Here is a 25,635-nt window from a genome sequence, read left to right on the forward strand (position 1 = left end):
GCCCTCCGCTATCCGGAGGTTTCGCGGCAATGGTCACCCCATCCACCTCGCCCCCCCTCAAAACGGCTTGTCCCCCGCCACAGTCACCCGAAACCCTGACCGCGTGTCGGGGAAGTAGTCCCAGATGGCCTGGTGCCAGGTGCAGCGGTTGTCCCAGAAGGCCACCGAATTCGCCCGCCAGCGGAAGCGGACCTGGTAGTTGGGGTTCATGCAGTGGACGTAGAGGAAGTTGAGGATGGCCGCGCTCTCGTCCTCGGGCATGCCCTCGATGTGGGTGGTGTAGGACGGGTTGACGAAGATCAGCTTCTTGCCCGTCACCGGATGGGTGCGGACGACCGGATGGACCGAGCGGTTGTACTTGCGGTCCAGGTCCGGGAAGAGCTTCTGATAGACCGGGTTGGCGTCGTGGACGGCCTGCAGCCCCTCCAGATAGACCTTCATCCGGTCCGACAGGGTGTCATAGGCCGCATACATCGAGGCGAAGACCGTGTCGCCGCCGCTCTCGGGCACGACGGGCATGTAGAGGATCGAGCCCAGCGGCGGCGCAGGGTCGCAGGTCAGGTCGGAGTGCCAGTTCTCGCCGGCCACGAACTTGGAGTCCGCATCGGCGTGGATGGCGACGATCTCGGGATGGCCCTCGATGCCGGGAATGGCCGAGTGGATGGCCAGTTCGCCGAACAATCGGCCCACCGCCTTGTGGGCGTCGTGGTCCATCTCCTGGTCGCGGAAAAACAGCACCTGGTGGTTGGCCAGGGCCTCGCGCAGCTCGGCGGTCTGTCGGTTGCTGAGCGGCTTGCCGAGATCGAGCCCGAACACCTCGGCGCCGATCCGGCGGGTCATCGGCTTCACGTCCAGAACTTCGTAGCCCATGGTCTTTGACCTTCTTAGTCCTCGGAGCCCAGGAAGCGGCCCTGGCAGTAGATGAGGGGGTCGCCCGGGGTCGCCTGGATGTTCAGGCCCCGGCCGATCAGGATGTCGTGGTCGCCGGCCGCGTGCAGCGAGTGCAGCCGGCAGTCGATGCTGGCCAGGGCGCCGGCGATCTGCGGCGCGCCCAGGGTTCCCGGCGTGATCTCCACCTCGGCGAAGCGGTCGGTGGCGCCGGGGCCGGCGAACAGGCGGGCCAAATCCCCCTGCTCGGCCGACAGGATGTTGATGCAGAAATGGCCCGAGCGCTTCACCGCCGCCCGGGTCCGGCTCTTGTGGTCCAGGCAGACCAGCAGCAGCGGCGGATCCAGCGACACCGAGGAGAAGGCGCTGACCGTCGTGCCCACGGGCTGGCCCGCCTCGTCCTGGGTGGTGACGATGACCACACCGCTGGCGAAGCTGCCCATGGTGTTGCGCCAGACCCGCGGGTCCAGGGGCTGGGAGACTTCCAGATCGCCGAACACAGACGTCCCCCCCATCAGTCGTTGCCGAACGGGTTGTCGCCATAGACGGGCGCGCGGCGGCTCGCAGCCTCGCCGGTCTCGGCCCGGCCGCAGACGGCCAGCGCCGTGAGCGCATAGACCAGCGCGCTATCGGTGAGGTCCTTGGGGCTGGGGCGCCAGCGCTTGAAGCCGGTGGTGATGGCCGGGATGCGGTGCATGTTGAAGACGTTCTGGTCGCGCCACATGCTGGAATAGACCGGCGCGGCCCGCTGGACCGGATGGCCCAGCGACAGGCGGGTGGCGGCGTCCACCGCGCCCACCAGGGGGGCGACCTCGCCCGCATCGGCCTCGAAGCCGTGGCGGACCACCATGGGCTCGATATCCACCTCGCCCAGGCCCGCGGCGCGGACCATGCGCTCCAGGGAATGCTGCACCTCGGCGATCTTCTGGCGGGGGTTCAGGCCCACCTCCAGATAGAGGTTCACCAACTCGGTCCCGGCCCCGAAGGCATAGGGAATGCCGCCGCGCACCGCGGCGATCTGCGCCTTGGGCAGGGCCACGCCGCCGGCGCTCTCATAGGCGCTGTCGGCCTCGTACTGGCGGCTCCACTGGTGGATGGCGTCGGTCAGCGCGCCCAGGCGATAGATCGGGTTCGGGTGGTCGCCGGACTTCTCCGGCTGGGTCAGCAGCGGGGTGAAGACCCCCTCCCCCCACAGCCGGATCCGAAACACCGCATAACCGCAACCGACCCAGGTGAGGCCGAAATCACAGCCCTCGGCGGCGATGGCGTAGTCCGGCGCCACGCCGCCGTGGTGGAAAAGGTAATGGGCGCCGATGTCCTTGCCCATATAGGCCACGCCCTTGTGCTCCTCGATCGGCTCGGGGCCGATCTCGCCGGGGCAGGCGGTCAGATAGAGCTTGCCGGCCAGGTCATAGCCGGCGGTCTTCAGGGCCTTGGCCGCGATCAGGAAGCAGCTCATCGGCCCCCGGTCATTGGCGATGGGATAGCCGTAGAGGACCCCGTCCTCCAGCCAGCACTTCTCCCACTCCGGATTGTCCAGGGTCTCGGCGCGATACTTGTAGGCGTCCAGGTCCGGGTCCCAGGTGGGCGCCTCGGTGTCCAGGTGGGCGGTGAACAGCAGGTTCTTGCCCTCGCCCGATCCGCCATAGGTGCCGATGATATTGTTGCGCTCGGGCGTAGCGCCGACCCGGCGGGGGTCGAAGCCTTCGGTCTTCATCCAGTCATGGACGAACTCGCCGGCCGCGAACTCATGGCCGGCCGGGCTGGGGATATTGCCGAGCGCCAGGGCCAGCTCGACGATCTCGCTCTCGCTGATCGCCGCGGCGATGGCCGCGCGGTCGGCGTCGGTGACGGCGTAGGGCGCCTGGGCGCCGGGCAGTTGAAATCCATCGGCCATTACGCGGCCTCCTCCCAGGCGGTGATCACCTGGTCGGTCTCGACCAGGATCGCGCAGTTCAGTTCCAGGGCCTTCAGCGACGCCTCGTGAACCTCGGGCTCATAGGCGGCGCAGGCGTCGGTGGCGATGAAGACATGATAGTCCAGATGGAAGGCGTCGCGGACCGTGCAGTCCACGCAGCACTCCGTGGTCAGGCCGGCGACCACCAGGGTGTCGACGCCCAGGCCCTTAAGCACCGCATCCAGCGGCGCGTCGTGGAAGCCGGAATAGCGAGCCTTCTCCACCACCCGTTCGCCCGGCAGCGGCTTGGGGCCATACCAGTCGGAGCCCACCTCGCCGGCCCGGCAAAGGCCGGAGTCGGAGTCCGGGTCGCCGCCCCGACGGCGCATCCGTTCGCGCCACGAGATGGAGTCCGTCTCCGGCCGGGTGAACAGGCCGACAAACACCACCGGCGTCCCAGCCTTGCGCGCCGCATCCGCCAGGGCCTGCGCCTTTTCCAGGGCGGGCGGCACGGTGGAGAGATCCACGCCCCATTGGCCAAGCCGGCCTTCAGGCGCGGCGAAGTCCACCTGCATGTCGATGATCACCAGGGCCGCGCGGGCTGGCGTGATCCAGGCGGCCAGCCCGTCGGAGGCCGGCGCGGCTGCGGCTTGCGCGCTCATGCGAAGGCCGAGCGCAGGCCGGGCAGGATTTCCGAGCCGAACATCTTCAGGCCTTCCACATAGTCGGGGAAGATCAGCATCAGGCCGTCCAGCTGGGCGAACTCCACGAACTCCTGGACCTGCTCGGCGCAGGTGGCCGGCGAGCCCACGGCGGTGTGGGTCATGAAGGCGCCCTGCTGCTTGGCCACCACGTCTAGTTTGTCGGCCGGCACGCCCCAGCTGCGCAGCATCTCCAGGATCGCGCCCATGTCGGTGCCGGTCTTGTAGTGCTCGACCAGGGCCTCAGCCTTCGCGTCGGTCTCGCCGTGGACGATGGTGCACATGGCGTAGGTCTTGATCGACTTGCCGAGTTCTTCGGCCACCTTCTTGGCCCGCAGGCTGTTGTCGCGGCGCTCTTCGGGCGTACGGCCGCCGATGAAGCAGATGTCGGCCTCGCGCACCGAGAACTGGAAGCCCCGGTCGGACTGGCCCGCGCAGATCAGGTCTGGCCTGGGCCGCGACAGCGGTTTGGGGTTCGAGTGGGCGTCCTTCATGGTGAAGAACTTGCCGGCGTGATCGACGCTCTCTTCGCTCCAGAGGCGCTTGATGACGGCGGTCCATTCCTCGGTCAGGGCGTAGCGGGCCTCATGGTCGAGGCTGTCGTCCCACATGCCCATCTGGTCGAACTCGGCGCGGTAGGCGCCGGCCACGATGTTGAGCCCGGCCCGGCCGCCGCTGATGTGATCCAGCGTCGTCATCATCTTGGCCGTCACCGCCGGGTTCTGCAGCAGCGGGTGGACGGTGGCCCAGATCTTCACATTCTTGGTGGCCTCGGCGATGCCGGCCATCATGGTCACCGACTCCAGCGACGAGCCCCAGTGGTCGGTCGTCCCGCCGAAGCCGCGCCACTTGCCCATGGACATGACGAAGTCCATGCCGACCTCGTCTGCGGTGACGGCCGCGGCCCGGTTCTGGGCCCAGAGGTCGTTCAGGGGCGGCGAGGTCTCCGAGATGATCCAGCCGCCATTGGCGACCGGCAGGAAGACGCCGAATTCCTTACTCGAGGAAGGCTTTTGATACATGGGGAACGCCTCAGACGGGATCATTGACCAGGCCGGCGGACGGCGCGGCCGGGGCTTCGGCTTCGGTCTTCAACTGCGGCGGGCGCATGAAGAGGGAGGCCACGAAGACCACGGCGGCGACGACGCCGAACAGTTGGAAGGTGGGTGAGAAGCTGCCGAGCATGTCGCGCAGGGAGCCGCCGATCAGCGGGCCGAGCGCGGCCAGCGCGCCGACCAGACAGACGGTGGAGAAGATCTCCAGATTGTTCTTCCGGCCGAAGTAGTTGAGCAGTAGGACGGTGACCGCGAGCGCCGTCAGGCCAAAGCCGATGCCGGTGCCCACCGCATAGATGATCATCAGCGGGTAGCTGTCGGCGACGCTGAGGGCCAGGGAGCCTGCGCCCAGGGCGCCGACGGCGAACATCAGCAGCCATTTGGGGTCGACCCGGTCGCCGATGAAGCCGCCGCCCAGGCGCGCCACGGTGGCCATCAGCCCCTCGAGGCTGAGCATGCCGGCGGCGATGCCGGCGGCGACGCCCCGCTCGGACAGGTGAGCGACTGACAGGCTGGAGACGGTCACCCCGCTCAGCAGATGGACGAAATAGGCCGCCACCAGGATGTAGAACTGCACCGTGCCCATGGCCTGCTTCAGGGTCCAGTCCTGGGTGGTGCGATAGACCGCCAGGGGCGCGGGCGTCGGCGCCGCCGCGGCGGCCTCGGCGTCGGCCTTCACGGCCGCATCGATCTTCTCCGACGAGGTCTTGAGCCAGGCGCTGGAGGGGATCAGCAGCGAGCAGAGGACGCCGATGCCCAGGGCCGCCACAGCTTGAAGCGCCCAGAAGGGCCGCCACTCGCCGCCGGTGGCCTCCATGACGCCGAGCGCCATCCAGGGCCCAGCCACGCCGCCAAGACCGCCCAGGGTGAAGTAGAGGCCAAACGCCATGGCCCGCTTCTGGAAGACCGCGGCCAGCACATGGGTGCCGGGGATCAGGGCCATCAGCTGGTAGGCCACGCCACAGAGCGCCGTGCCCAGGAAGTAGATCCAGACGCTCTGGGTCAGGTAGAGGCAGACAAAGCCCAGGGCCATCACCGCCGTCCCCAGCAGCAGGGCGGCCCGGACGCCGAAGCGCCGGATCACCATGGGCGGGAACCAGGCCGAGCCGCCACAACAGGCGCCCAGCAGGGTGAACCCAAGGCCCGCCTGGGCCCAGCTCCATTCCTGTTCGGCGACCATGGCCGGCAGCACCACCCCCAGCGACGAGAAGGTCGCCGCCGAGATCAGGAACAGAAGCAGGCTGAAGACGCCCAGCAAAACCCAGGGACGCCATTCGGATCGGGGCATCACGTGCCTCCACTCTAGAGCCCTGCCGGCCCCAGACGCATCGTCAGGACCAGACAGGAAGGGGTGCCTTCAAATGTGGGGACGCGAGGGGGGCTTCAACCCGGAGATTGAAGCTCTCACGTCCAGGAGCGTCACCCGCCGACGCCCGGAGCCGCCGGCGAGTGTGAAGATCAGAACGAGCGTTTCAGGGTCAGACGCCACTCGCGCCCCTTGCCGGGCAGAGCGGCCAGATTGGCGTAGGAGTCGGCAGCCGGCGTGAAGAACAGCTCGTCAAAGACGTTATCGACATTCACCGAAGCCTGGAACGGACCGCGGCGATAGAACATCGACAGGTTGGCGGTGGTGTATTCCGGATAGGTGATCGGGTTCTCCACCGTCTGCGAGGTCTCGCTCACATAGGTGGCCCCGAAGACGCCGCCGACCTGGCCCCAGTCGTACTCCTCGCTGGTGTAGCTGCCATAGAGGCTGAGCACGGTGCGCGGGATCAGGGTGTAGGCGTAGTCGCCGCCCCGGCCCGGCAGGCTGGAGAATTCCCACACCACATAGGTGCCGCCGAAGGCGTTCACCGGATCGACCCCGGTCACATAGTAGGGGATGTAGGCGAAGCTGGCGTCCGGCCCCTTGATCGTCGTGCGCTGCGAGTTGCCGGCGAAGGTGAAGGAGAGGTTCTCCGTCGCCAGGTAGCGGACCTCCATCTCGACGCCCTTGGAGCGGCTGCCCCGGACCGTCGGGTTCGGGCCGCCGGTGAGCTGGGTGCGGTTCTGCCGATAGCCGGCGATCGAGCCCACCAGGGTGCCCTGCAGCAGCTGGAACTTCACGCCGGCCTCGGCGAGATCGGAGTCCGACAGCCAGGCGTCGCTCTGCACCAGGGAGGGTGCGATGTCGCCGGCCTGGCTCATCTCCAGGGCCGAGGATTCGGCATAGGTGATGTAGGGCATCAGGCCGAAGTCGAACTGATAGGTGGCCGAGACGGTGTAGGTCCCCTTCCCCTGGCTGTCCTCGAACTTGCCCGCCGGCTGATAGCTGACCAGGCCGGTGTCCTCGGACTCCACCTCATAGTTGTCGTAGCGGCCGCCGATCATAAGGTTGAGGCGCTCGCCGATGAAGATGTCGGAGGTCAGGAAGACGCCCGCCTGGCTCCAGGTCGTGCTGTTGTCGTTCTCCCACTGAAGGCCATAGGTCTCCGGCGAGAACGGATCGTCGATGATGTCGGTCGGCGTGGCGCCGAAGGCGATATCGCGGCGATCGAGCGCGATAAGGCCGGAGTTGAAGCTCTCCCGCCGGCGGCCGTCGAACGCCCGGTACGACGCGCCGACAAAGGACTTCGACGTCACCATGCCCATGTCGTAATCGAAGTCATAGGTCACCCGGGCCTCGCCGACCTGGGAGTCGAACTGGGCCGGATAGCCGTAGGACACGAAGCGCTTGTTCTTCAGCTCGTCGTAGAACAGCTGGAATTTCAGGGCCGAGCCGTTGTCGAAGTCCTTGATCAGGTCGACATAGCCCGTGCGGGTCCAGGTGTTCGAGAAGTCGGCGTCGCTGATATAGACGGTCCGCGGATCGAGCTTGGTCGTGCCGACGCCGGTATCCAGGGTGTGCTTGGCGTCGGTCTGCGGGAAGCCGTAATAGGCCAGGTACATGGCCGAGGCGTAGGGATAGAAGCCGATCTCATTGGGAGTCAGCTTGCCGTCGCCATTGGCGTCGGTGAGGCTCGTGTCGCGGCCGGTGATGTAGGTCTGATTGTCGATCAGGTCCTGGGTCAGGCGGTTCCAGCCCGGCGTCTGGACATCCCCGTCAGAGTGGAAGGCCATGCCGCCGAATGCGGTGCGCCAGCCGCCGCCGAGATCGAAGTCCACCGAAGCCTGGATGATCTCCCGCCGCGGCGAGATCCCCCGATAGAAGCTGTCGGAATTCTCGGCCTGGGCATAGAGGCTCAAGCCCCCCTCCGTCGTCCCGAAGTTCAGGGGGATGGCGATCTGGCCAGAGATTTCCTTGCGGGCGTATGAGCCCACGGTGATGTCCGCCTCGCCGGAGATTTCGGAGATGTACTCCCCTTCCATCCGGCCGGACTTCGGCACGAAGTTGAGCATGCCGCCCACCTTGCCCGCGCCATAGATCGGCGTCGGCGGGCCGCGGACGATCTCGATCTGCGCCGCATTGGCGATCGGCGTCGAATAGGTGCCGCGGTTTTCGATCCGCTTGAAGCCGCGGAAATAGTTCTCCGCCAGGGTGCCCCGAATATTGAGGGCGCCGGCCACGCCATAGAAGCTGGCCGTATAGGTGCCCGGCGAAATCGATGTCAGGTCGTCGATGGACTCGATGCCGTAGCGCTCAAGAGTCACATCGCTGGCGAAACTCGCTGAACGCGGCGTTTCGATCAGCGCCTTGTCCAGACCGAAGACGCTGTTGCTGGGGTCTTTCTCCAGAAGGCCCGTCTTGTCGCGGGCTGTGACCACCACTTCGTCGATCATGTCGGTCTGGGCCCAGGTCATCCCTGGGGTCGCCATCAGAGCGGACAGGGAGGCGCCCGCAACCAAAAGAAGTCTCTTAGACATATCGCCCTCATCCGAGGTCGCGGACCCTCCGCCGGGTGGCGGTTATCCCCGCGTCCGCGCGCCTCTTGAAGACAGGTTCTCGCGAGAGCCGCGCCGCGTCAAAAATGTCCCGTGACATTTCAGACGGAATTTCAGGGGCGCCCGTCCGGCGTTCAAATTTTGCAGTGCGGCGCCCAGATGCGGGTCACGCCGCCAAGACGGCTCAACCGGAAGGCGCTCAGGCCAGGCCCGGGCTCGCCGAATGCGCGTCTTCCTCGCCCCAGTTGGTGAGGGAGCGCTTCACGGTCTGGGGCATGGTTCCCAGGACCAGAATCATCGCCGCCCGCGCGCCCTCAGCGTCGCGCTCGGCGATCCGATGGGCCACGGCCCGGTGCTGGCAGATGTCGGCCAGACGCTCTTCCTGGGTGGTGGCGCCCATGGAATAGACCCAGAAGCGCGCGGCCTTGTGCTGCAGGGGGATCAGGATCCGGGCCAGGGCGGCGTTGCGGCTGGCCCGGGCGATCAGGGCATGAAAGCGCTGATCCATGGCGATCAGGGCGCGGCGGTCCTGCTCCCGGTCGGCGCGCTCGGCGTCGTCGAAGGTCGAGGCGATCTGCGCGATCTCTTCCGGCGTGGCGTTCTTCGCCGCCATGGCCGCACAGTGGGGCTCTATAAGGGCGCGGGCCTCATAGCCTTCGCGCAGATCGACCAGGTCCAGGGGCGAGACGGTGGTCCCGGCGCGGGACCGGCGGACCACCATGCCCTCAAGCGCCAGGCGCCCCAGGGCGTCGCGCACCCCGGCCAGGCCGGTGCTGTAGCGTCGGGTCAGGGCCTGCTCGTCCAGGCGGGCGCCGGGGGGGAGGTCCCCCAGGATGATGTCCAGGAGAATCTGTTCATAGGCGCGCGCCTTCTGCAGCTCAGGCGACCATTCCCCGCTGGCGGCGATGATGCCGCCCGTGCCCGGGTCGCGACCTTGCGCATCAGGATTCACGTTCAAACTCCGCAACACGCCTTGTCCTTCCTCCAGCGCCGGCCTCTCCAGGGCCAGTTCGCCACCCTGGTCTAGTCTGAAATTTCAGGCCCGGCCAGCGCAGGAGGGAGGTCGCCCTATCTAGAGAATCTGGCAGGCCTCATCGAAATCGAGCCGCGGGTTTCGTGGGAAGACCCCCTCGGGCTTCCCCTGCCCCAGCGCCACCAGGAAGTTGGACCGCCAGGAGGTGCCGCTGAAGAAGGCCTCATCCACCCCGGCCTTGTCGAAGCCCGACATGGGACCGCAGTCCAGGCCCAGGCTGCGGGCCGCCATGATCAGATAGGCGCCCTGAAGACTGGAATTCCGGAACGCCGTCTCCAGCTGAACCGCCGGATCGCTGAACCAGTGCTTCGCCGTCAGGTCGTGGGGAAACAGCTTCGGCAGCTGTTCGGCGAAATCCAGGTCGTAGGCGACGATGACGCAGACCGGCGCGGCCATGGCCTTGCTCCGGTTGGAACTGGAGAGATGCGGCGCAAGCTTTTCCCTGGCCTCGGCCGACTGGACGAAGACAAAACGTCCAGGCCCGCAATTGGCCGAGGTCGGCCCCCATTTCAGCAGATCATAGAGCCGGCGGATCGTCGCCTCGGGGACAGGCGTATCGGCCCAGGCGTTCTGGGTGCGGGCCTGGCGAAACAGCTGGTCGAGGGCGGGGTCGGCAAGGTCCGGCACGGGAACTCCTGAAGGCGTCTAATGGCGAAGTTGGGGTCTACACTGGAGGCGTAGGCGGCGGTGTGACCAGTCCTTTTGCACATTTCCAGTAAAATTTCAGAACGCCGCCCATCCTCTGGGCGACGCGCAGCCAAGCAAGCGCTCGTGCGCGCGCGGACAAGAACCGCCCGGCGCCGACCACTACGGTCCGACTCAGCGGGCGCCAGCCTGGGTCGCCGGCCTGTATAATGAAGAGGAGTTCCCGTGGGCTATCCCAACACCCTGATCTTCGTCGATCTGGCCGCAGACGACCCGTCCGCCGCCGGCGCCTTCTATGCCGCGGTGTTCGGCTGGCAGAACGACGCGCGGCCCGAGGGCCTGTATCACCGGATGGTGCCCGGCGGTCAGTTCCGCAATCCGGATGGATCCGACAGCCAGATCGGCAATCTGCATCTGGGCATCTTCAAGAACGCCAATGCGCGGCCCCACCCGGACCCCGAGGGCGTGGCCCCCCGCGCCGCCAGCCAGGAGGGGCGCAAGCCCCGCATCTGGGTGCTGATCAGCGATGACGACACGCCAGAGCGCATCCTCGGCGAGGCTGAGGCCCGCGGCGCCACCATCCTTTGGCGCGACCACTACTGGTCGGAGTTCAATGGCTTCAACCATGCCTTCCGCGATCCCTGGGGCAATGAGATCGTCCTGTGGGGCAAGGCGGGGCCTGAGCCGGTCATCCCTGACCATTACACGCGGGAATAGGGACAGGGCGCGGGCGGGGCTAGCGGTCCCGCCCGCGGGCCAGATACTTCCAGCCGCCGGTGAGGAAGAAGCCGACCAGGCAGATGACGAACAGCGCCCAGGCGATGATCCGCACCGCCTCGATCAACAGGCCGATAATCGCCGCGGCGATCATGATCAGAAGGAAGATGCCGGCCCATTTCAACATGTGTCGTCTCCAAGCTTGAGCTTGTGAACGCGACGCTGGGCCAGACCGTTCCCCGAAAGGGCGTTGCTAGCCCTGGGCTTGCCTCCAGGCCACGAATTCCGGCCCGTTGATCAGGCCATCGCCGTTGGTGTCGGCCTTGTCGAACTCGGCCGCCGGCAGCTTGTAGGCCACCCACTCCTGGCGGCTGATGCGATCGTCCTTGTCGGTGTCGGCCGGATGGATGAGGCGGCCCTCGGCGGCCTGGGCGGTCGCCGCCGCCAGGGATGCAGTCAGGCCAAGGGCGAACAGGGTTCTCAGGCGGGCCATGGGGGACTCTCCGAAAGCTTCTGAAGGGAGTCCCGACATCCCACAGGCCCGTGGCGGGAATGGGTCCTTAGACGCGCGCCCCCTAGTGAAGGGTCACAGAGGGGACGATCCCTGGACCCGGCGGAAAAGGCGCATCGAACAGACGCGCCGGCATCTCCAGTCCTTCATGGCTCAGCACCATATTCAGGGCCCGGGCGAAGATCGCCACCGGCTCAGGCTGCATCACCAGGGGCGTCAGAAGCGCGCGGGCCGTCGCCATATCCACCCGAGACACGCCACAGGCCACGATCAGGCGCTGCTCGTCCTGAGCATATCCGGCGCAGGGGCCGCAGCGGATTTCCACGGGCCGGCGCGTCTGGCGCTCCAGGCTCTCCATCATCGCCACGAAGATCGCCCCGGCCCTGTCGCTCACCTGCTCGGCCATCAATTGTCGGACGCTCGCCTGGGGCGCCTCGCCCGACAGACGCAGGCCCGCCCACAGGCGCAGTCCCGCCAGCAGCACCTGCTCGCCACGGGTCAGGCCCAGAGGACCGCTGTCGCTCAGTTGGGCGAGCGCGGACGCATCATCAGCCATGGCGAGTCTCCATTATTGCGACTAGTTCTTAATAGCGATAATCCTCCCGGCGGTGGGCGTCAAACGACAAGACGGGACTTCTTCGCGATTGGTGCGTTCTTGGGCTAACGTGAAGCTGTCCAAGGGGAGACCGCCGATGCCTGCCGTCAGATTCCGCACCCTGCGTCCAATTCGCGCCCTGGCCGTGGCCGGCGCCATCCTGCTCCCCGCGAGCCTGGCCGCGTGCAGCTACAATGAAAGCCTCGGCCGCCAACAGGTGCTGCTGGTCGATCCGGGCGCCCTGTCGCAGCAAGGCGCGCAGGCTTGGTCTCAGATGAAGCAGACTTCGAAGGTCTCGACCGACGCCGCGGCCAACGCCCGCCTGCGCCGCATCGGCGGCCAGATCGTCGGCGCTTCGGGCCTGGGCGGGCAGGCCTGGGAATATGCGGTGTTCGAAGACAGCTCGATCAACGCCTTCGTCCTGCCGGGCGGCAAGGTGGGCGTGACGTCGGGGATGATGGCCTTCGTGGCCAATGACGACGAGCTGGCCGCGGTGCTTGGCCATGAGGTCGCCCATGTGATGGCCAATCACGCCGCCGAGCGCTATTCGCAATCGGCCCTGGCTCAGGTGGGCGCCGGCATTGTCGGCGCGGCGACCCAGAATGCAGAGGGCGGCATCGCCCAGAGCCTCGGCCGTTACGCCGGCCCAGCCCTGCAGGTCGCCGTCCTGATGCCCCACTCGCGCCAGCACGAGCTGGAGGCCGACCGCATTGGGCTTGATCTGATGGTTCGCGCCGGCTTCAGCGCCAAGCGCGGGGTGAACCTCTGGCGGCGGATGGCGGCCCGCGGCGGCTCCAGCACGCCGGCCATCCTCTCGACCCACCCCTCGGACGCCGCGCGTGTCCAGCAGCTGGACGCCTACATCGCCACGCGCGGCTATTCCTGAGGACTTAGAACTCGGCGGAGCCGCCGTCGCAGGGCACCACGGCGCCCGTCGTATAGGCTGAGGCCCGGCTACTCAGGAAGATCGCCACGCCGGCGATGTCCTCCGGCTGGCCGATCCGGCCCCGGGGATTGCTCTTGGCGATGGCGTCGCCGGCCTGGGCCAGGGTCGCGGCCATCATCTTCGACGGGAAGGGTCCAGGCGCGATGGCGTTGACCAGGATGTGCTCGGGCGCCAGCCGCTTGGCCAGATGGCGGGTCAGCATGATGCAGCCGGCCTTCGAGGTGGAATAGGCGTAGGTCTCGAGCGCCGGCGGCTCGATGCCGTTGACCGAGGCGATGTTGATCACCCGGCCCGGATTCTCCGCCGTGGACGCCGCCCGCAGCAGGGGCAGAAGCTTCTGGGTCAGGAAGAAGATCGACTTCACGTTCAGGTCGACCGTCTTGTCCCAGCCGTCCTCGGGATAGTCGTCGATCGGCGCGCCCCAGGTGGCCCCGGCATTGTTCACCAGCACGTCCAGGCGGCTTTCCCGTTCCTTGACGGCATTGGCCAGGCCCTCGATGCCTTCCATGCCGCCCAGGTCGAAGGGCAGCGAGATGCAGGTCCCGTACTCCGACAGCTCCTCGGCCACCCGGTCGCAGACATCGGCCTTGCGGGACGAAATATAGACCTTGGCGCCGTTTTCCACATAGCCGCGGGCGATCATCTCGCCGATGCCGCGGCTGCCGCCGGTTACGAGGACGACCTTACCCTCGACGCTGAACAGGTTCTTCAAAACGCGCTCCTGAAAATTGCTGGAAATGAAATCGGTCAGCCGATGCGGCTGGACATGCCGCCGTCCACCGGCAGCAGCACGCCGGTGATGAAGGCGGCCTCATCGCTGGCCAGGAACAGGGCCGCATAGGCGGTGTCCCAGGCCGTGCCCATCTTGGCTCCGAGGGGCACGCGTGCGCCGCGCGCCTGGCGAACGGCCTCGACATCCTGGCCCGTGGCCTGGGCGATGCCGGCCACGGCCATGGGGGTGTCCATCAGGCCGGGCAGGATGGCGTTGCAGCGGACCCCGTACTTGGCGTTCGACTGGGCGATGCTGGTGGTCAGGCGGTTCATGGCGGCCTTGGAGACCTCGTAGGCCACCTGGGTCCCGCCGGCCAGCGAGGCCAGGGACGAGATGTTGACGATCGCCCCGCCGCCCTGCTCCCGCATCAGGGGGATGGCGGCCTTGCTGGTCAGCCAGGCGCCCTTGAGATTGACCGCCAGAATGCGGTCGAAGGCGTCTTCCTCGACCTTGTGGGCCGGCCCGTCGCCGCCGCCGATCCCCACATTGTTCACCAGGATATCGAGGCGCCCCAAGGTCTCACCCGCCGCGGTGATGACCGCCTCGGCGCCGTCAGCCCTGGCGATGTTGGCGGCCAGCACATGGGCCTCCCCGCCCTCGGCGGTGATCATGTCCGCCGTCTCCTGGGCGCGCTCGGCCACCCGGTCGACACAGAGGACGCGGGCGCCTTCGCGGGCGAACAGGACCGCCATGGCCCGCCCGTTGCCGATGGTCTGGCCCGGCGTCTGGCCGGCCCCGCAAATGACTGCGGTCTTGCCGTCGAGCCGTCCCATCAGAAGCCCTTCAGGTCGGGATCGAGGGTCTGGCCCTCGTCCAGCTGAACGCCGAAGCTGTTCAGCATCATCGAGACCTGGGTGTACTGGCCGGCGGAAAACACCACGTCCATCTTCTGCTTGTCGCTGAAATGGGCGTCCAGCGCCTTCCACGTCGCATCGGTGATGAACTGGTCATGGTGCAGTTCGTCGGCCGCCCGGATCAGGGCCGCATCTGCGGGGCTCCAGCCCTCGGCGTCCGGACCCTGCTTGATGCGGGCGACCTCTTCGTCGGTCAGGCCGGCCTGCTTGCCGATCGGCACATGCTGGGTCCACTCGTAGCCCGAGCGGCAAAGGAAGCCGATGCGCAGGATGACGAGCTCGCGGTCACGGGCCGACAGGCCGTTTCTGCGCGACAGGATGTAGTTGCCCCATCCCATGAAGCCCTTCATCGCCTTGGGCTCTCGCACCAGGGTGCGGAAGATGTTCAGCACCCTCCCCCGCTCAGCCATGGGCGCCAGCAGCTCGCGCTGGTCGGCGTCCATGTCCTTGTCGGCGAGGGGTTCGATTCTGGGCTTGGCCAGGCGCATGGGGTCGTCCTCCGATCGTTGCCTGCGGCGCCCCGACATCGCACCCTTGGCCCCGGATTTCTAGGTTCCGGTGTGCTCAGGGCGGCGGCAGGCGCGCGCTCCGCCCCAGTCATGGGATGGAGTGCGCGCCCGGGTCAACACGGCATGGCCCGGGGGGCTCAGGCCTGGGGCGACGGCGCAACCTCGCTGGCCGCAGTGTCCTGGGCAGCGACCTTCGCCGGCGCCTTGTGGCTGATCGCCAGGCCAATGAGCGTCGGGATCAGGATGCCCGGCAGACCTTCATAGACCTGCTCGTGCCATCCCTGCATCCGCCAGAGGAAGGCGATGGCCACGCCGCCCAACATCAGGGCAATGGCCGTGGGCTGGTTCAGACGCCGGCCCAGGGACTGGACGATCATCAGCGGACCAAAGGCGCAGGCGAGTGTGGACCAGGCCAGGATCACCAGACTGAACACGCTGCGCGAACCACTGAGGGCGAACAGCAGGGCCATGATGGTCACGGCTGCGGTGACCATTTTCATGATCCACGGCCTCTGGATCCGGCCGCCGGCCAGGTCGCTGGTGATCGCCGCCGAGCAGGCCAGCACCAGGGAGTCGGCGGTGGACATGGTGGCCGCAAAGATGCCGGCCAGGACCACACCGACCAGGGCCGCCGGCAACAGCTCCACCGCCATCGTCGGCAGGGCGAGCTCAGGATCGAGCGCGCCGAGGTCCGGCAGATAGAGCCGCGACATCAGGCCGACGCCCGTGGCCAGGAGATAGAAGAGGGTGAAGTAGCCATAGTACCAGCCCCGGGCCGCGGCCATGTCGTCAGCGTTCTTCAAGGCCATGAAGCGGACCATGACGTGCGGCTGGCCGATGACGCTCACGCCGGCGAACATCCAACCGGCGACAAACAGGGCCATGCCCAGGAAGCCCGGGAACAGCAGGTCGGCCGGGAAGAGATCGAGGAAGCCCGGAATGGCGGCCATTTCCATATAGGTGATGTCGAACCCGCCCCGCCCGGCGACCGCCACCCAGAGCAGCATGGTCATGGCGAAGATCATGACGAGCGACTGGGCTGCGTCGGTCCAGATCGAGGCGCGAATGCCGCCGACCGCGCTGTAGGCCAGGATCAGGGCCGCCGAGATCATGGCCCCGGTCTGCGGCGTCCAGCCCAGCACCCCTTGCAGCGCCTTGCCGCCCGCGGCGATCTGGGCGGCGGCATAGGCGCCGAGGAAGACCACGGCGATGACCGCGGCGATCTTGCGCCACAAACCAAAGTCCTGCCCCGACCAGTTGGCGACCACAGCCCCGAACGAGACCTGCCCCGACGTCTCGGTGACCTCGCGAAGGCGACGGTGAATGAAGATCGACGCCAGGAAGTCGCCCAGAATCCAGCCGATCATCAACCAGATCGCCGCCAAGCCGGTCGCATAGGTGAACCCAATCACCCCGATAAACATGTAGCCGGAATTGTTGGTCGCCACCGCCGACAGGCCGGCCATGGCCGGATGTACGCTGCTGCTGGCGAGGTAGTAGTCCTTCTTGGAGGCCTGAGCCTTGCGCACCGAGGCCAGGCCAATCCCGACAAAGGCGGCCAGACAGAGCAGGAAGACGATCATGGTCATGGGGCAGGCCTAGAAGATGGGAAAATGGCAGATCAAAAATGCGAAAGGCCCGCGGCGATGAGGCCGCGGGCTGAAAAAGAGCGCTTAGGCTGCGCTTCGCAGGGGACGGGCTAGGGCGTCGTCCTCTTCGACAAGACGTCGATGGAGCGCGGTGACGGCGGCGTCATACCGATCCTCCGCCACCACGAACTGGATGTCCACCCGACGGGACAGCTGCTGGAGACCGAGGATTTCGACCCCCGCCTCCCCCAGCGCCAGGGTGGCCCGGCTGGTCAGGTTGGGCACGTTCAGATCGCTGCCGATCGCCGCCACGATAGCCACCTTGCGGGTGGAGACCGCCGCATTGGGGAACATCTCCTCAAGGTCGGCGATCACCCGCTTCACCTGCTTGGGATTGGCGTCGAGATGGTGGGTGATCGTGTTGGCGTTGGAGGCCTTGGACACGATCCGCACATTGTGCCGCGACAGCACCTCGAGGATGCCGGCGTCGTAGCCCTTCACCCCCACCATGTCCTGTTCCAGCAGTTCCAGGGTCGTCACCCCCTTCATGCCGGCGATGATCTCAACGCGCGGGGTTTCGGAGACGAAGTCGGCGCAGATGGAGGTGCCCTGATCCTCAGGCTCGAAGGTGTTCTTGACGATCAGCGGGATGCCAGCGTGGCGCAGGCCGCGGGCGGCGCGGGGATGGATGGCCTCCATGCCCAGATTGGCCAGCTGGTCGGCCACGTCATAGTTGGTCCGGCCTATCTTTCGCACCGCATCCTGGCCGACCAGGTTCGGGTCGGCGCTGGAGAGGTGGAACTCCTTGTGGATGATCGCTTCCTTGGCGCCGGTCAGCACGCCGACGCGGCTGAACACCACCTCGCTGTAGCCACGGCCGAACTCGCGCATCAGCCCCTCGCGGCGCTGGGCGAAGCCGGTGACGATCGGCAGCTCGCGGGTGACGTCCACACCTTCGAAGGCGTCCTGGATGCGCTCGTCCAGGGTGAGGGGGCGCTTGTCGTGCCAGGCCGTCAGGTCGACAAAGCGGGCGTTCACCCCGCGGCGCCGCAGTTCGAGCGTCAGGTTGTTGGCGCTGTGCGCCTCGCCGAGAGAGGCGAGCATCTCGCGGGCCGCACCGAGCTGGGTGTCCAGGCGGAAATGACCATGGGCACACAGGCGCTGCAGATCGGTGAGCGCCGAGCGGGCGTCCTCGATGCGCGCCATGATAAACGCGTCAGCCGGCTTGCGATCTTCGGTGTCGCCAAACCGATCGGCGTTTATGGCGAGCATGTCGGCCTGCACGCGAGCCAGGGCGTCGAGCCAGGCCGACGCCTCCATGGCCGAGGCGCCGGCGAACAGCGCATAGACCCCCGGCGTGCCGGTCTTCTTGTGCTCCAGCAGCTGGTTGGTCATGCCGGCATAGGCCGACACCACGAAGATGCGGCCGTAGAGCGCTGGCCCTCTGCGGTCGGCGATCAGGATATTGCCCAGCACCGCATCGGTGTTTGAGATCGACGTGCCGCCGATCTTCTCGACTGTATGTCCGCTCATCAGGCCGCCCTCACCTGTTGGGCCAGGCTCCCGGAGATCGGGACCAGCTTTTTCACATGGTCTCGCGCAGCGATGAACTCCGGCCGCGGTCGCTCCGCGCCGAAGGGCGCGACAAGGCGGTTGGTCCAGGCGTTGTAGACCATGAAGGCGTTGGCCCTGGGGAACGGCGTGATGTTGCCGTTCGACCCGTGCATGGTGTTGCAGTCGAAGATCACCACCGAGCCCGCCGGCCCGGTGGGCCCCACGATGCCGTGCTGCTCAGCCAGCTTGGCCAGGCTGTCACGGTCGGGCACCCCGTACTCCTGCTTGCGCAGGGATTCCTTGTAGTGATCCTCCGGCGTCTCGCCGACGCAGGTGACGAAGGTCCTGTGCGAGCCGGGCATCAGCATCAGCGGCCCGTTGAACTCGAAATTGTCCACCAGCTGCACCGACATGGAGATGGCGCGCATCCGCGGCATGCCATCCTCGGTGTGCCAGGTCTCGAAATCGGAGTGCCAGTAGAACTCCTTGCCGTCGAAGCCCGGCTTGTAGTTCAGCCGGGTCTGATGGAGGTAGACCTCGTCGCCCAGGATATGGTTGGCGATGGAGACCAGCCGCTCGTCGGCCGCCAGCCGCCCGATCAGGGCGCTCTGTCGATCGATGGCGAAGATCGATCGCACCGCGCCCGACGATGGCTCCGCCACGACGGTCTCGGGATCGATGGACTCCGGCAGACCGCGCAGACGGTTCATCTCGGCCTGAAGGGCGGCGATTTCGTCGGCTTCGAAGACGTTCTGCAGCACCAGAAAGCCATCACGCTCGAAGGCTTCGTGCTGCGCCTGGCTCAGCGGCGACTCATAGCGCCACGGGCTGTGGATCACGGGATCCTTGCGTTCCAGCCACGTCGGCTGGTCAGCGACCCGCGAGGGATAAAGGTCGGTCATGAAAGGCTTCCTTTCGCCTCTGGTCCCACCCCGGCGGCCATCTCGGCGCCGGGGGCGGGCTCATGGTAAAGGGGGTCCAGCGCCGGCCCCGAACGGACCGGCGCCGGCGCGCCTCAGACGGTTTCGGCTTCCAAGGGGTAGGCGCCCGTGTCGTCGTGGACTTCCAGGCCGTTCAGCGGCGGATTGAAGACGCAGGCCATCTTCATCTCGCTCTTGGCCCGCAGCACGTGCTTGTCGTGCTTGTCGAGGGCGTACATGACGCCGGGCTTGATGGGATGAACCTTGCCGGTGGCCAGGTCTTCGATCGAGCCTTCGCCAGAGACGCAGTAAACCGACTCCAGATGGTTCTGGTAATGCATGGGCAGCTCGGCGCCCTCGTAGATGGTTGTCAGGTGGAAGGAGAAACCCATATTGTCGTCCTTCAGCAGGAGACGGGTGCTTTCCCAGCCCTTGGAGACCACGCGACGGCGGGTCTGATTGGCTTCATTCAGGTCACGAACGATCATGTTTGAACTCCTTTAGGCCGCCGAACCGAGCGCCTGGCGCTCAGCCACTTCGGCCACACAGTCAGCAAGAATATCGAGGCCGGCGTCGAGGTCGGCGTCGGTGATGTTGAGGGGCGCCAGGATCTTCAGGATCTGGTCATGGGCGCCGCTGGTTTCGATGATCAGGCCGCGCTTGAAGGCCTCATCGACCACAGGGTCGGACACCTCACTCGAGCCCACGTCCAGGCCGCACATCATGCCGCGGCCCTTCACGCCCTTGACCACGCTGCGGTTCTGAAGCGCGATCTCCCGCAGGCGCTTGCGCAGGCGCTCGCCCTTCTTCTGGATGTCGGCGGCGAAGCTGTCGTCGGACCAGAAGGTGTCGATGGCGGCCTTGGCGGTGACGAAGGCGTGGCAATTGCCCCGGAAGGTGCCGTTGTGCTCGCCCGGCTTCCACTGGTCGAACTCCGGCTTCACCAGCACCAGCGCCATCGGCAGGCCCATGCCCGACAGGGACTTGGCCATGGTGACGATGTCGGGCTTCAGGCCCATGCCTTCGAAGCTGAAGAAGCTGCCGGTGCGGCCGCAGCCGGCCTGGATGTCGTCGACGATGAAGAGGGCGCCGTGCTTGTGGGCGAGCTTCTCCACCTTGCGCAGCCATTCGGCCGAGGCGACGTTCAGACCGCCCTCGCCCTGGACCACTTCGACGATGATGGCGGCCGGCTTGTCGACGCCGCCGGACGGATCGCTCAGCATCTGGTCGAGTTGGGCGGCGGTGTCGACGCCGTCGCCGAAATAGCCGTCATAGGGCATGCGGGTCACGCCGCTTAAGGGGAAGTGGGCGCCGGTGCGGTGATGGCTGTTGCCGGTGGCGGCCAGGGCGCCCAGGGTCACCCCATGGAAGCCGTTGGTGAAGGCGATGACATTGGTCCGCCCGGTCACCTTGCGCGCCAGCTTCAGGGCCGCCTCGACGGCGTTGGCGCCGGTGGGGCCGGTGAACTGGGCGCGGTAGTTCATCTTCCGCGGCTTGAGGATCTTGCCCTCCAGCGCCTCAAGGAACTCCGCCTTGGCGCGGGAGTGCATGTCCAGGCTGTGAACGACGCCATTGCTCTCGATGTAGTCGAGCAGGGCGCGCTTCATGGCCGGATGGTTGTGGCCATAGTTCAGCACCGAGCAGCCGGTCAGGAAGTCGATATAGCCCTTGCCCTGGCTGTCGTACTGCCACGAGCCCTCGGCGCGGTCGAAGACGGCGGGGAAGCTGCGCGAATAGGAGCGCACCTGCGACTCCATCCGCTCGAAGGTGGCGAAGGGGCGCGGCTCTCGGGGCTGGGTTTCGGCGTCGTACATCTTGATTTCCCTTCCTTTGGGTCGGGTCAGTGAATGGGTTTGGGCCGCAGGGCGGCGCGGAATGGTCGCCAGGCCGTGAGGCGGATCGAACGGCCCGATGGTGACCAGGTGTTCGGTGTCGTGCCCGGACGGAAAATGCTGGTCCTTGAGGAACCAGGGCGCATCGCTGAGCGGCGCCGACAGCTTGCGGGCGAGCCCCTTGAAGAGGCCCCAGGAGGCCGCATTGTCCGGGGTGATCGTGGTCTTGATCCGGCTCACGCCCTCGCACGCAGGGCGCTCGAGAATGTGAGAGATCATGCGGCCCGCGAGCCCCAGGCCGCGGGCTTCGGCGGCGACGGCCACCTGCCAGACGAAGAGCACGTCAGGCTCTTCCGGGGGACGGTGGCCGGAGACCCAGCCCACCAGCCGCCCGTCCCGCTTCACCGCCACGCAGGTGTCGGCGAACTGGGTGCATTGCAGCAGGTTGCAATAGACGGAGTTCTGGTCGAGCGGCGGGCACGCGGCGATCAGGGCGTGAACGGCGGGACCATCCGCGGCGCTGGGCGCTGCGAAGTCCAATTCACCCCCCGAGCGCTCGGCGATGCCCGGCCCCCCGGTCATCGGCTGAAAGCTCTGAATTTCCATGGCGGCTATTTGGTTCGTTAAACTAACTATGTCAACCCCGACTGCCCAGGGATTACGCATCGAAATGCGTATGGTTCCGGGCATTCGCGGGAAAAAGATGCAGGTGACTGAGAATTCGCGCCGCCGATTCGTTTGCACTTCAAATCATTGCGATCCTGGGCGTTCGCGACGCTTGCGTCCCCTCGGCATCTGGAGGATCACAGCGCTGCAAAGACTCAGCGAACCCTTGGGGACTCACGATGGAAGGTCGCGTCAGTGACGCCCTGGTGGCGATCCGTCGGATTGTGCGGGCCGCCGAATTCGCCTCCCGCGATCTGGCGCGCAGCACCGGACTGACGCCGTCGCAGCTGATTGTCATGCAGATCGTGGCGAGAGAGGGCGAGCCCGGCGCCGGCGCCATCGCCGAGGCGGCCCGGCTGAGCCAGGCCACGGTCACCGCCCTGCTGGACAAGCTGGAGGCCCGCGGCCTGCTGGTGCGTCGCCGCAGCAACGAAGACCGACGGCGGATCTCCATCGAGCTCACGCCAGACGGCCGCCGCACCCTGGCCGAAATGCCCGACGTCCTGCAGGACCGGTTCGCCGCCCGCTTCGACAAGCTGGCCGACTGGGAGCAGGCCTCGATCATCGCCGGCCTCGAACGGGTCGCCGCCCTGCTGAACGCCGAAGGCATCGACGCCTCGCCGGTCCTGGACGTCGGGGCGTTGGATTAGGGGGCGGGCGCCCTCACTCCACTGACGTCATTCTCGGCCCTGTGCCGAGAATCCCTCGCGACGCTTGCGCCCGCCCTCGACTGGGATGCTCGCCACAAGGGCGAGCATGACGCGGTGTGTTTGGATGGGTCGCGCCCGCCCTTAACCGCAGAGCAGATCGCGACGCCCGCCAGAGGTTGTCCAAGACTGAGACCAAACGCATGCTCGCGACCGGGCTTTACCGAGAGGCGGGATGCGCGCGCCAGATTTTGATCGCGATGGTTGGTCGCTTGACGATGGAGAACAGCGCCACGCTGCTGCGCCAGATCGCTTCGAGATCCCGCCGCCCTGGGTCCGCGAGGCGCTGGAGCCGGGTGATTTTGCGCAGCTCATCTTCAAGATCGCAATCGATGACGAAGAAAATCCGGAATTCTTCGAACGCATGTGGGTCGTAGTGACTGGAAGAACCCAGGATGGCTACATAGGCGTCCTGAACAACGAGCCGGCATCGACCTCTGAAAACGACGCCCTCTGGCTGGGGAACGAACTCCCGTTCTGGCCGCGGCACGTTATCGACGTCGCCGAAGCCAACGACGCCAGCATGGCGATCGCCAAGGCTCCCCCGAAGATTTCGTGGACGCCCTGATAAGGACCGGCGTGGTCGTTAGCCGCGGTTCTAGCCACAGGACTCCGAACCCTCAGCCCTTCCACGGCTTCGCGTGCAAGGCCACATGGTCGCAACGGGTGCAGAGCCGACTGCCAACCATGGATGAAAAGCGGTGGGATAAGCCGCAGCTAACGTCGTTCGACAGCCGCTAAAGTCTCTGCCAGGCTGAGAACCGCGGGGGACCCATGACCAATCAAACGAAGCAAGCGGCCGGAACATTCTCCTGGAACCCATTCGTCAAGATCAATGACGAAGAGCACGCCAACTCACTTGCGAGAGATGGCGGCGCAATATGTGCGGGTCTGCTTGCCTTCACCTACGTTGTGAACATCGCCCTTTTGGCCTTCGGAGGCGTCTCTCTCTGGAGCGAAGACCCCAGCGCAGCAGCTCAGATCGGCCACTTTGTGGGATTGGTTTTGGCCGTCTTCATCGGTTGGCGAATATGGGTTCGACAGCCGCTGTGGGCCCTCTGCTTCGTATTGATCTGGCTTATCGCTGAGACAGCCGACAAAGCTCTATTGGGGGCGACTGGCGCGGTGCGCCTCACCCCATTTAGCTTCTTCATCAACGTCGTCGGATTGGTCGTAGCCATTCAGGCCATAAGAGGCCGCATGTGGATTAATGCGGAGCGCAAGCGGAACAGAGATGCTGCTCTCAAAGCTGAAATCGATCACTAAGACGCGACAGCGATGATTCCCCACGCCACCTCCGCTACCCACGGCAAGTGATCGTGAGCCGGGTTTTGCTCACGTAACCCCCGCCCCTCAACCCCTCAGCTTCTCCGCATGGAAGGCCACGTGGTCGGCGATGAAGCTGGCCATGAAGAAATAGGAGTGGTCGTAGCCCTCTTGCCGGCGCAGCGTCAGTTTTTGGCCGGCGGCGGCGCAGGCGGCCTCCAGCAGTTCGGGCTTGAGCTGCTCGGCCAGGAAATTGTCGGCGAGGCCCTGGTCCACCAGGATGTCGTCATAGCGGCCCTTGGCGGCGCCGGCCTCGATCAGCCGGGCCGCGTCGTGCTGCGCCCAGGTGGCGCGGTCTTCGCCCAGATAGGCGGTAAACGCCTTCTCCCCCCAGGGGCAGCGGGTCGGCGAGCAGATGGGCGCGAAGGCCGAGACCGAGCGGAAGATGTCGGGGTGGCGCAGGGCCAGCGTCAGGGCGCCGTGCCCGCCCATGGAGTGACCGGAGACGCCCACCTTCTCCCGCGCGATGGGAAACTCCGCGACCACCGTCTCCAGCAGCTCGCCGGTGACATAGGTCTCCATCTGGAAGTGCGGCGCCCAGGGCGCTTGGGTGGCGTCCACATAGAACCCCGCCCCCTGCCCCAAATCGTAGGCCGGATCGTCGGCCACGCCGTCACCCCGGGGGCTGGTGTCCGGCGCCAGGATGGCCAGGCCGTGGGCGGCCGCCGCCCCATAGGCGCCGGCCTTGGTGGTGAAGTTGTCCTCGGTGCAGGTCAGGCCGGATAGCCAGACCAGCAGCGGGAACGGTCCCTCCCCTTCCGGCAGGAACAGGGAAAACCGCATGGGCGTGCCGGTGACGGCGCTCTGGTGGCGGACATAGCGCAGGGTCCCGCCATGGACGCGATGCTGCTGGACGACTTCGACGCTCATGATCTGCCCCTAAAAGACCACGACGCTGCGGATGCTCTCGCCCGCATGCATCAGATCGAAGGCCTTGTTGATGTCTTCGAGCGGCATGGTGTGGGTGATCATCGGGTCGATCTCGATCTTGCCGTTCATGTACCAGTCGACGATGGTCGGCACGTCGGTGCGCCCGCGGGCCCCGCCAAAGGCCGTGCCCTTCCACACCCGGCCGGTGACCAGCTGGAACGGGCGGGTGGCGATCTCCTTGCCCGCCTCGGCCACGCCAATGATGATGCTCTCGCCCCAGCCGCGATGGCAGGCCTCCAGCGCCTGGCGCATCACCTGGACATTGCCGGTGCAGTCGAAGGTGTAGTCGGCGCCGCCCCCGGTCATCTCCACCAGATGGGCGACCACGTCGCCATCCAGGGCCTTGGGATTGACGAAGTGGGTCATGCCGAACCGGCGGCCCCATTCCTCGCGGTCGGGATTGATGTCCACTCCGATGATCATGGAGGCGCCGACCATCCGCAGGCCCTGCAGGACGTTGAGCCCGATGCCGCCGAGGCCGAACACCACGGCGTTGGCGCCGGGCTCCACCTTGGCCGTATTGGTCACCGCGCCCACGCCGGTGGTCACGCCGCAGCCGATGTAGCAGGCCTTGTCGAAGGGCGCGTCGGACCGGATCTTGGCCAGCGCGATCTCGGGCAGGACCGTGAAGTTCGAGAAGGTCGAGCAGCCCATATAGTGGTGGACCATCTGGCCCTTGTAGGAAAACCGGCTGGTGCCGTCGGGCATCACGCCCTTGCCTTGGGTCCCGCGGATCGCCGTGCAGAGGTTGGTCTTGCGCGACAGGCAGCTTTTGCACTGGCGGCATTCTGGCGTGTAGAGCGGGATCACGTGATCGCCGGGCTTCAGGCTGGTGACGCCGGCGCCGACCTCGACCACCACGCCCGCCCCCTCATGCCCCAGGATCGAGGGGAAGACCCCTTCGGAATCCAGGCCGTCCAGGGTGTAGGCGTCGGTGTGACAGACCCCCGTGGCCTTGATCTCCACCAGGACTTCACCGGCCTTGGGCCCCTCCAGATCCAGTTCGACGATCTCCAGCGGCTTCTTGGCTTCGAAGGCGACGGCGGCGCGGGTCTTCATGGCGGGGCTCCCTCAGTTGGACGCCTCCTGGTGGCGCCTTGCGCTCGCCGGATCAAGCGTGAGCGGCG

General features: G+C 66.6%; 27 protein-coding genes. 5 read left to right on the plus strand and 22 right to left on the minus strand.

All coding sequences use genetic code 11. The features are described 5' to 3' along the window. Positions 1 to 57: 57 nt before the first annotated feature. The 9 genes from Q8L83_RS15355 to Q8L83_RS15395 form a co-directional block, all read right to left on the minus strand. A complete protein-coding gene (locus tag Q8L83_RS15355) occupies positions 58 to 870 on the minus strand; it encodes a TauD/TfdA family dioxygenase (RefSeq protein ID WP_305288415.1) in 813 nt (270 codons plus the stop codon). 14 nt (positions 871 to 884) lie between these two features. Next, positions 885 to 1,403 (minus strand): flavin reductase family protein, encoded by a 519-nt coding sequence (locus tag Q8L83_RS15360; RefSeq protein WP_305288416.1) that lies wholly within the window; start codon positions 1,401 to 1,403, stop codon positions 885 to 887. Further along, the gene (locus Q8L83_RS15365; protein ID WP_305288418.1) at positions 1,403 to 2,785 is read right to left on the minus strand and encodes a peptidase M20; all 1,383 of its coding nucleotides are present in this window, start codon (positions 2,783 to 2,785) and stop codon (positions 1,403 to 1,405) included. The genes Q8L83_RS15360 and Q8L83_RS15365 overlap by 1 nt, the downstream gene beginning before the upstream one ends. Then, a complete protein-coding gene (locus Q8L83_RS15370) occupies positions 2,785 to 3,447 on the minus strand; it encodes a cysteine hydrolase family protein (RefSeq protein WP_305288420.1) in 663 nt (220 codons plus the stop codon). Before Q8L83_RS15370 ends, Q8L83_RS15365 begins: the two co-directional genes overlap by 1 nt. After that, positions 3,444 to 4,508, minus strand: a complete 1,065-nt coding sequence (locus Q8L83_RS15375; protein ID WP_305288422.1) for an LLM class flavin-dependent oxidoreductase — start codon at positions 4,506 to 4,508, stop codon at positions 3,444 to 3,446. Before Q8L83_RS15375 ends, Q8L83_RS15370 begins: the two co-directional genes overlap by 4 nt. Before the next feature lie 10 nt (positions 4,509 to 4,518). Continuing rightward, complete coding sequence (locus Q8L83_RS15380) at positions 4,519 to 5,829, minus strand: CynX/NimT family MFS transporter (RefSeq protein ID WP_305288424.1); 1,311 nt, start codon at positions 5,827 to 5,829, stop codon at positions 4,519 to 4,521. A gap of 170 nt (positions 5,830 to 5,999) precedes the next feature. After that, the gene (locus tag Q8L83_RS15385) at positions 6,000 to 8,384 is read right to left on the minus strand and encodes a TonB-dependent siderophore receptor (RefSeq protein WP_305288426.1); all 2,385 of its coding nucleotides are present in this window, start codon (positions 8,382 to 8,384) and stop codon (positions 6,000 to 6,002) included. Positions 8,385 to 8,601: 217 nt separating this feature from the next. Continuing rightward, positions 8,602 to 9,354, minus strand: coding sequence for a GntR family transcriptional regulator (locus Q8L83_RS15390; RefSeq protein WP_305288429.1), 753 nt, complete (start codon positions 9,352 to 9,354; stop codon positions 8,602 to 8,604). Between the two features lie 120 nt (positions 9,355 to 9,474). After that, the gene (locus Q8L83_RS15395) at positions 9,475 to 10,062 is read right to left on the minus strand and encodes a malonic semialdehyde reductase (protein WP_305288431.1); all 588 of its coding nucleotides are present in this window, start codon (positions 10,060 to 10,062) and stop codon (positions 9,475 to 9,477) included. Positions 10,063 to 10,305: 243 nt separating this feature from the next. On the opposite strand from Q8L83_RS15395, the gene Q8L83_RS15400 reads away from it, so the two are divergent. Further along, positions 10,306 to 10,797, plus strand: a complete 492-nt coding sequence (locus tag Q8L83_RS15400; protein WP_305288433.1) for a VOC family protein — start codon at positions 10,306 to 10,308, stop codon at positions 10,795 to 10,797. 19 nt (positions 10,798 to 10,816) lie between these two features. On the opposite strand, the gene Q8L83_RS15405 is transcribed toward Q8L83_RS15400, so the two are convergent. The 3 genes from Q8L83_RS15405 to Q8L83_RS15415 form a co-directional block, all read right to left on the minus strand. After that, entirely contained in the window at positions 10,817 to 10,984 is a 168-nt protein-coding gene (locus Q8L83_RS15405; RefSeq protein ID WP_305288435.1) for a hypothetical protein, read from the minus strand. 66 nt (positions 10,985 to 11,050) lie between these two features. Next, positions 11,051 to 11,290: a hypothetical protein gene (locus Q8L83_RS15410; RefSeq protein WP_305288436.1), complete on the minus strand. Its 240-nt coding sequence runs from the start codon at positions 11,288 to 11,290 to the stop codon at positions 11,051 to 11,053. Between the two features lie 82 nt (positions 11,291 to 11,372). After that, complete coding sequence (locus Q8L83_RS15415) at positions 11,373 to 11,864, minus strand: hypothetical protein (protein ID WP_305288438.1); 492 nt, start codon at positions 11,862 to 11,864, stop codon at positions 11,373 to 11,375. A 136-nt stretch (positions 11,865 to 12,000) separates the two neighbouring features. Here Q8L83_RS15415 and Q8L83_RS15420 point away from each other — a divergent pair, with 136 nt between their 5' ends. Then, the gene (locus Q8L83_RS15420) at positions 12,001 to 12,789 is read left to right on the plus strand and encodes a M48 family metallopeptidase (protein WP_305288440.1); all 789 of its coding nucleotides are present in this window, start codon (positions 12,001 to 12,003) and stop codon (positions 12,787 to 12,789) included. 4 nt (positions 12,790 to 12,793) lie between these two features. Here Q8L83_RS15420 and Q8L83_RS15425 read toward each other — a convergent pair whose 3' ends face one another. The 8 genes from Q8L83_RS15425 to ectB all read right to left on the minus strand — a co-directional run bounded on the left by Q8L83_RS15425 (position 12,794) and on the right by ectB (position 21,485). Next, the gene (locus Q8L83_RS15425; protein WP_305288442.1) at positions 12,794 to 13,561 is read right to left on the minus strand and encodes an SDR family oxidoreductase; all 768 of its coding nucleotides are present in this window, start codon (positions 13,559 to 13,561) and stop codon (positions 12,794 to 12,796) included. Positions 13,562 to 13,596: 35 nt separating this feature from the next. Further along, positions 13,597 to 14,394: an SDR family NAD(P)-dependent oxidoreductase gene (locus Q8L83_RS15430; RefSeq protein ID WP_305288444.1), complete on the minus strand. Its 798-nt coding sequence runs from the start codon at positions 14,392 to 14,394 to the stop codon at positions 13,597 to 13,599. After that, positions 14,394 to 14,963, minus strand: coding sequence for a carboxymuconolactone decarboxylase family protein (locus Q8L83_RS15435; RefSeq protein ID WP_305288446.1), 570 nt, complete (start codon positions 14,961 to 14,963; stop codon positions 14,394 to 14,396). The genes Q8L83_RS15430 and Q8L83_RS15435 overlap by 1 nt, the downstream gene beginning before the upstream one ends. Positions 14,964 to 15,121: 158 nt before the next feature. Further along, the gene (locus tag Q8L83_RS15440; protein ID WP_305288448.1) at positions 15,122 to 16,573 is read right to left on the minus strand and encodes a sodium/proline symporter; all 1,452 of its coding nucleotides are present in this window, start codon (positions 16,571 to 16,573) and stop codon (positions 15,122 to 15,124) included. 84 nt (positions 16,574 to 16,657) lie between these two features. Next, a complete protein-coding gene (locus Q8L83_RS15445) occupies positions 16,658 to 18,106 on the minus strand; it encodes an aspartate kinase (RefSeq protein ID WP_305288450.1) in 1,449 nt (482 codons plus the stop codon). Beyond that, complete coding sequence (thpD, locus tag Q8L83_RS15450) at positions 18,106 to 19,029, minus strand: ectoine hydroxylase (RefSeq protein WP_305288452.1); 924 nt, start codon at positions 19,027 to 19,029, stop codon at positions 18,106 to 18,108. Before thpD ends, Q8L83_RS15445 begins: the two co-directional genes overlap by 1 nt. Before the next feature lie 113 nt (positions 19,030 to 19,142). Further along, the gene (locus Q8L83_RS15455) at positions 19,143 to 19,535 is read right to left on the minus strand and encodes an ectoine synthase (protein WP_305288455.1); all 393 of its coding nucleotides are present in this window, start codon (positions 19,533 to 19,535) and stop codon (positions 19,143 to 19,145) included. A 12-nt stretch (positions 19,536 to 19,547) separates the two neighbouring features. Further along, entirely contained in the window at positions 19,548 to 21,485 is a 1,938-nt protein-coding gene (ectB, locus tag Q8L83_RS15460) for a diaminobutyrate--2-oxoglutarate transaminase (protein ID WP_305288457.1), read from the minus strand. Between the two features lie 239 nt (positions 21,486 to 21,724). Here ectB and Q8L83_RS15465 point away from each other — a divergent pair, with 239 nt between their 5' ends. The 3 genes from Q8L83_RS15465 to Q8L83_RS15475 all read left to right on the plus strand — a co-directional run bounded on the left by Q8L83_RS15465 (position 21,725) and on the right by Q8L83_RS15475 (position 23,518). Next, positions 21,725 to 22,195 carry a MarR family winged helix-turn-helix transcriptional regulator gene (locus tag Q8L83_RS15465; protein WP_305288459.1) on the plus strand — a complete coding sequence of 157 codons (471 nt, stop codon included), beginning with the start codon at positions 21,725 to 21,727 and terminating at the stop codon, positions 22,193 to 22,195. 232 nt (positions 22,196 to 22,427) lie between these two features. Beyond that, the gene (locus Q8L83_RS15470; protein ID WP_305288461.1) at positions 22,428 to 22,820 is read left to right on the plus strand and encodes a hypothetical protein; all 393 of its coding nucleotides are present in this window, start codon (positions 22,428 to 22,430) and stop codon (positions 22,818 to 22,820) included. Positions 22,821 to 23,026: 206 nt separating this feature from the next. Next, entirely contained in the window at positions 23,027 to 23,518 is a 492-nt protein-coding gene (locus Q8L83_RS15475; RefSeq protein WP_305288462.1) for a hypothetical protein, read from the plus strand. An 87-nt stretch (positions 23,519 to 23,605) separates the two neighbouring features. On the opposite strand, the gene fghA is transcribed toward Q8L83_RS15475, so the two are convergent. Both fghA and Q8L83_RS15485 read right to left on the minus strand, forming a co-directional pair. After that, positions 23,606 to 24,448 (minus strand): S-formylglutathione hydrolase, encoded by an 843-nt coding sequence (gene fghA / locus Q8L83_RS15480; protein ID WP_305288464.1) that lies wholly within the window; start codon positions 24,446 to 24,448, stop codon positions 23,606 to 23,608. A 9-nt stretch (positions 24,449 to 24,457) separates the two neighbouring features. Next, positions 24,458 to 25,567 (minus strand): S-(hydroxymethyl)glutathione dehydrogenase/class III alcohol dehydrogenase, encoded by a 1,110-nt coding sequence (locus tag Q8L83_RS15485; RefSeq protein ID WP_305288466.1) that lies wholly within the window; start codon positions 25,565 to 25,567, stop codon positions 24,458 to 24,460. Positions 25,568 to 25,635: the final 68 nt, after the last annotated feature.

This window comes from Phenylobacterium sp. (assembly GCF_030680185.1).
Lineage (GTDB): Bacteria > Pseudomonadota > Alphaproteobacteria > Caulobacterales > Caulobacteraceae > Phenylobacterium.

Bases quoted from the DNA above. Each gene is read 5' to 3' on its own strand.
- Q8L83_RS15355 (WP_305288415.1), bottom strand. From the start codon at position 870: ATGGGCTACGAAGTTCTGGACGTGAAGCCGATGACCCGCCGGATCGGC.
- Q8L83_RS15360 (WP_305288416.1), bottom strand. From the start codon at position 1,403: ATGGGGGGGACGTCTGTGTTCGGCGATCTGGAAGTCTCCCAGCCCCTG.
- Q8L83_RS15365 (WP_305288418.1), bottom strand. From the start codon at position 2,785: ATGGCCGATGGATTTCAACTGCCCGGCGCCCAGGCGCCCTACGCCGTC.
- Q8L83_RS15370 (WP_305288420.1), bottom strand. From the start codon at position 3,447: ATGAGCGCGCAAGCCGCAGCCGCGCCGGCCTCCGACGGGCTGGCCGCC.
- Q8L83_RS15375 (WP_305288422.1), bottom strand. From the start codon at position 4,508: ATGTATCAAAAGCCTTCCTCGAGTAAGGAATTCGGCGTCTTCCTGCCG.
- Q8L83_RS15380 (WP_305288424.1), bottom strand. From the start codon at position 5,829: ATGCCCCGATCCGAATGGCGTCCCTGGGTTTTGCTGGGCGTCTTCAGC.
- Q8L83_RS15385 (WP_305288426.1), bottom strand. From the start codon at position 8,384: ATGTCTAAGAGACTTCTTTTGGTTGCGGGCGCCTCCCTGTCCGCTCTG.
- Q8L83_RS15405 (WP_305288435.1), bottom strand. From the start codon at position 10,984: ATGTTGAAATGGGCCGGCATCTTCCTTCTGATCATGATCGCCGCGGCG.
- Q8L83_RS15410 (WP_305288436.1), bottom strand. From the start codon at position 11,290: ATGGCCCGCCTGAGAACCCTGTTCGCCCTTGGCCTGACTGCATCCCTG.
- Q8L83_RS15415 (WP_305288438.1), bottom strand. From the start codon at position 11,864: ATGGCTGATGATGCGTCCGCGCTCGCCCAACTGAGCGACAGCGGTCCT.
- Q8L83_RS15420 (WP_305288440.1), top strand. From the start codon at position 12,001: ATGCCTGCCGTCAGATTCCGCACCCTGCGTCCAATTCGCGCCCTGGCC.
- Q8L83_RS15430 (WP_305288444.1), bottom strand. From the start codon at position 14,394: ATGGGACGGCTCGACGGCAAGACCGCAGTCATTTGCGGGGCCGGCCAG.
- Q8L83_RS15435 (WP_305288446.1), bottom strand. From the start codon at position 14,963: ATGCGCCTGGCCAAGCCCAGAATCGAACCCCTCGCCGACAAGGACATG.
- Q8L83_RS15440 (WP_305288448.1), bottom strand. From the start codon at position 16,573: ATGACCATGATCGTCTTCCTGCTCTGTCTGGCCGCCTTTGTCGGGATT.
- Q8L83_RS15445 (WP_305288450.1), bottom strand. From the start codon at position 18,106: ATGAGCGGACATACAGTCGAGAAGATCGGCGGCACGTCGATCTCAAAC.
- thpD (WP_305288452.1), bottom strand. From the start codon at position 19,029: ATGACCGACCTTTATCCCTCGCGGGTCGCTGACCAGCCGACGTGGCTG.
- Q8L83_RS15455 (WP_305288455.1), bottom strand. From the start codon at position 19,535: ATGATCGTTCGTGACCTGAATGAAGCCAATCAGACCCGCCGTCGCGTG.
- ectB (WP_305288457.1), bottom strand. From the start codon at position 21,485: ATGGAAATTCAGAGCTTTCAGCCGATGACCGGGGGGCCGGGCATCGCC.
- Q8L83_RS15465 (WP_305288459.1), top strand. From the start codon at position 21,725: ATGGAAGGTCGCGTCAGTGACGCCCTGGTGGCGATCCGTCGGATTGTG.
- Q8L83_RS15470 (WP_305288461.1), top strand. From the start codon at position 22,428: ATGCGCGCGCCAGATTTTGATCGCGATGGTTGGTCGCTTGACGATGGA.
- Q8L83_RS15475 (WP_305288462.1), top strand. From the start codon at position 23,027: ATGACCAATCAAACGAAGCAAGCGGCCGGAACATTCTCCTGGAACCCA.
- fghA (WP_305288464.1), bottom strand. From the start codon at position 24,448: ATGAGCGTCGAAGTCGTCCAGCAGCATCGCGTCCATGGCGGGACCCTG.
- Q8L83_RS15485 (WP_305288466.1), bottom strand. From the start codon at position 25,567: ATGAAGACCCGCGCCGCCGTCGCCTTCGAAGCCAAGAAGCCGCTGGAG.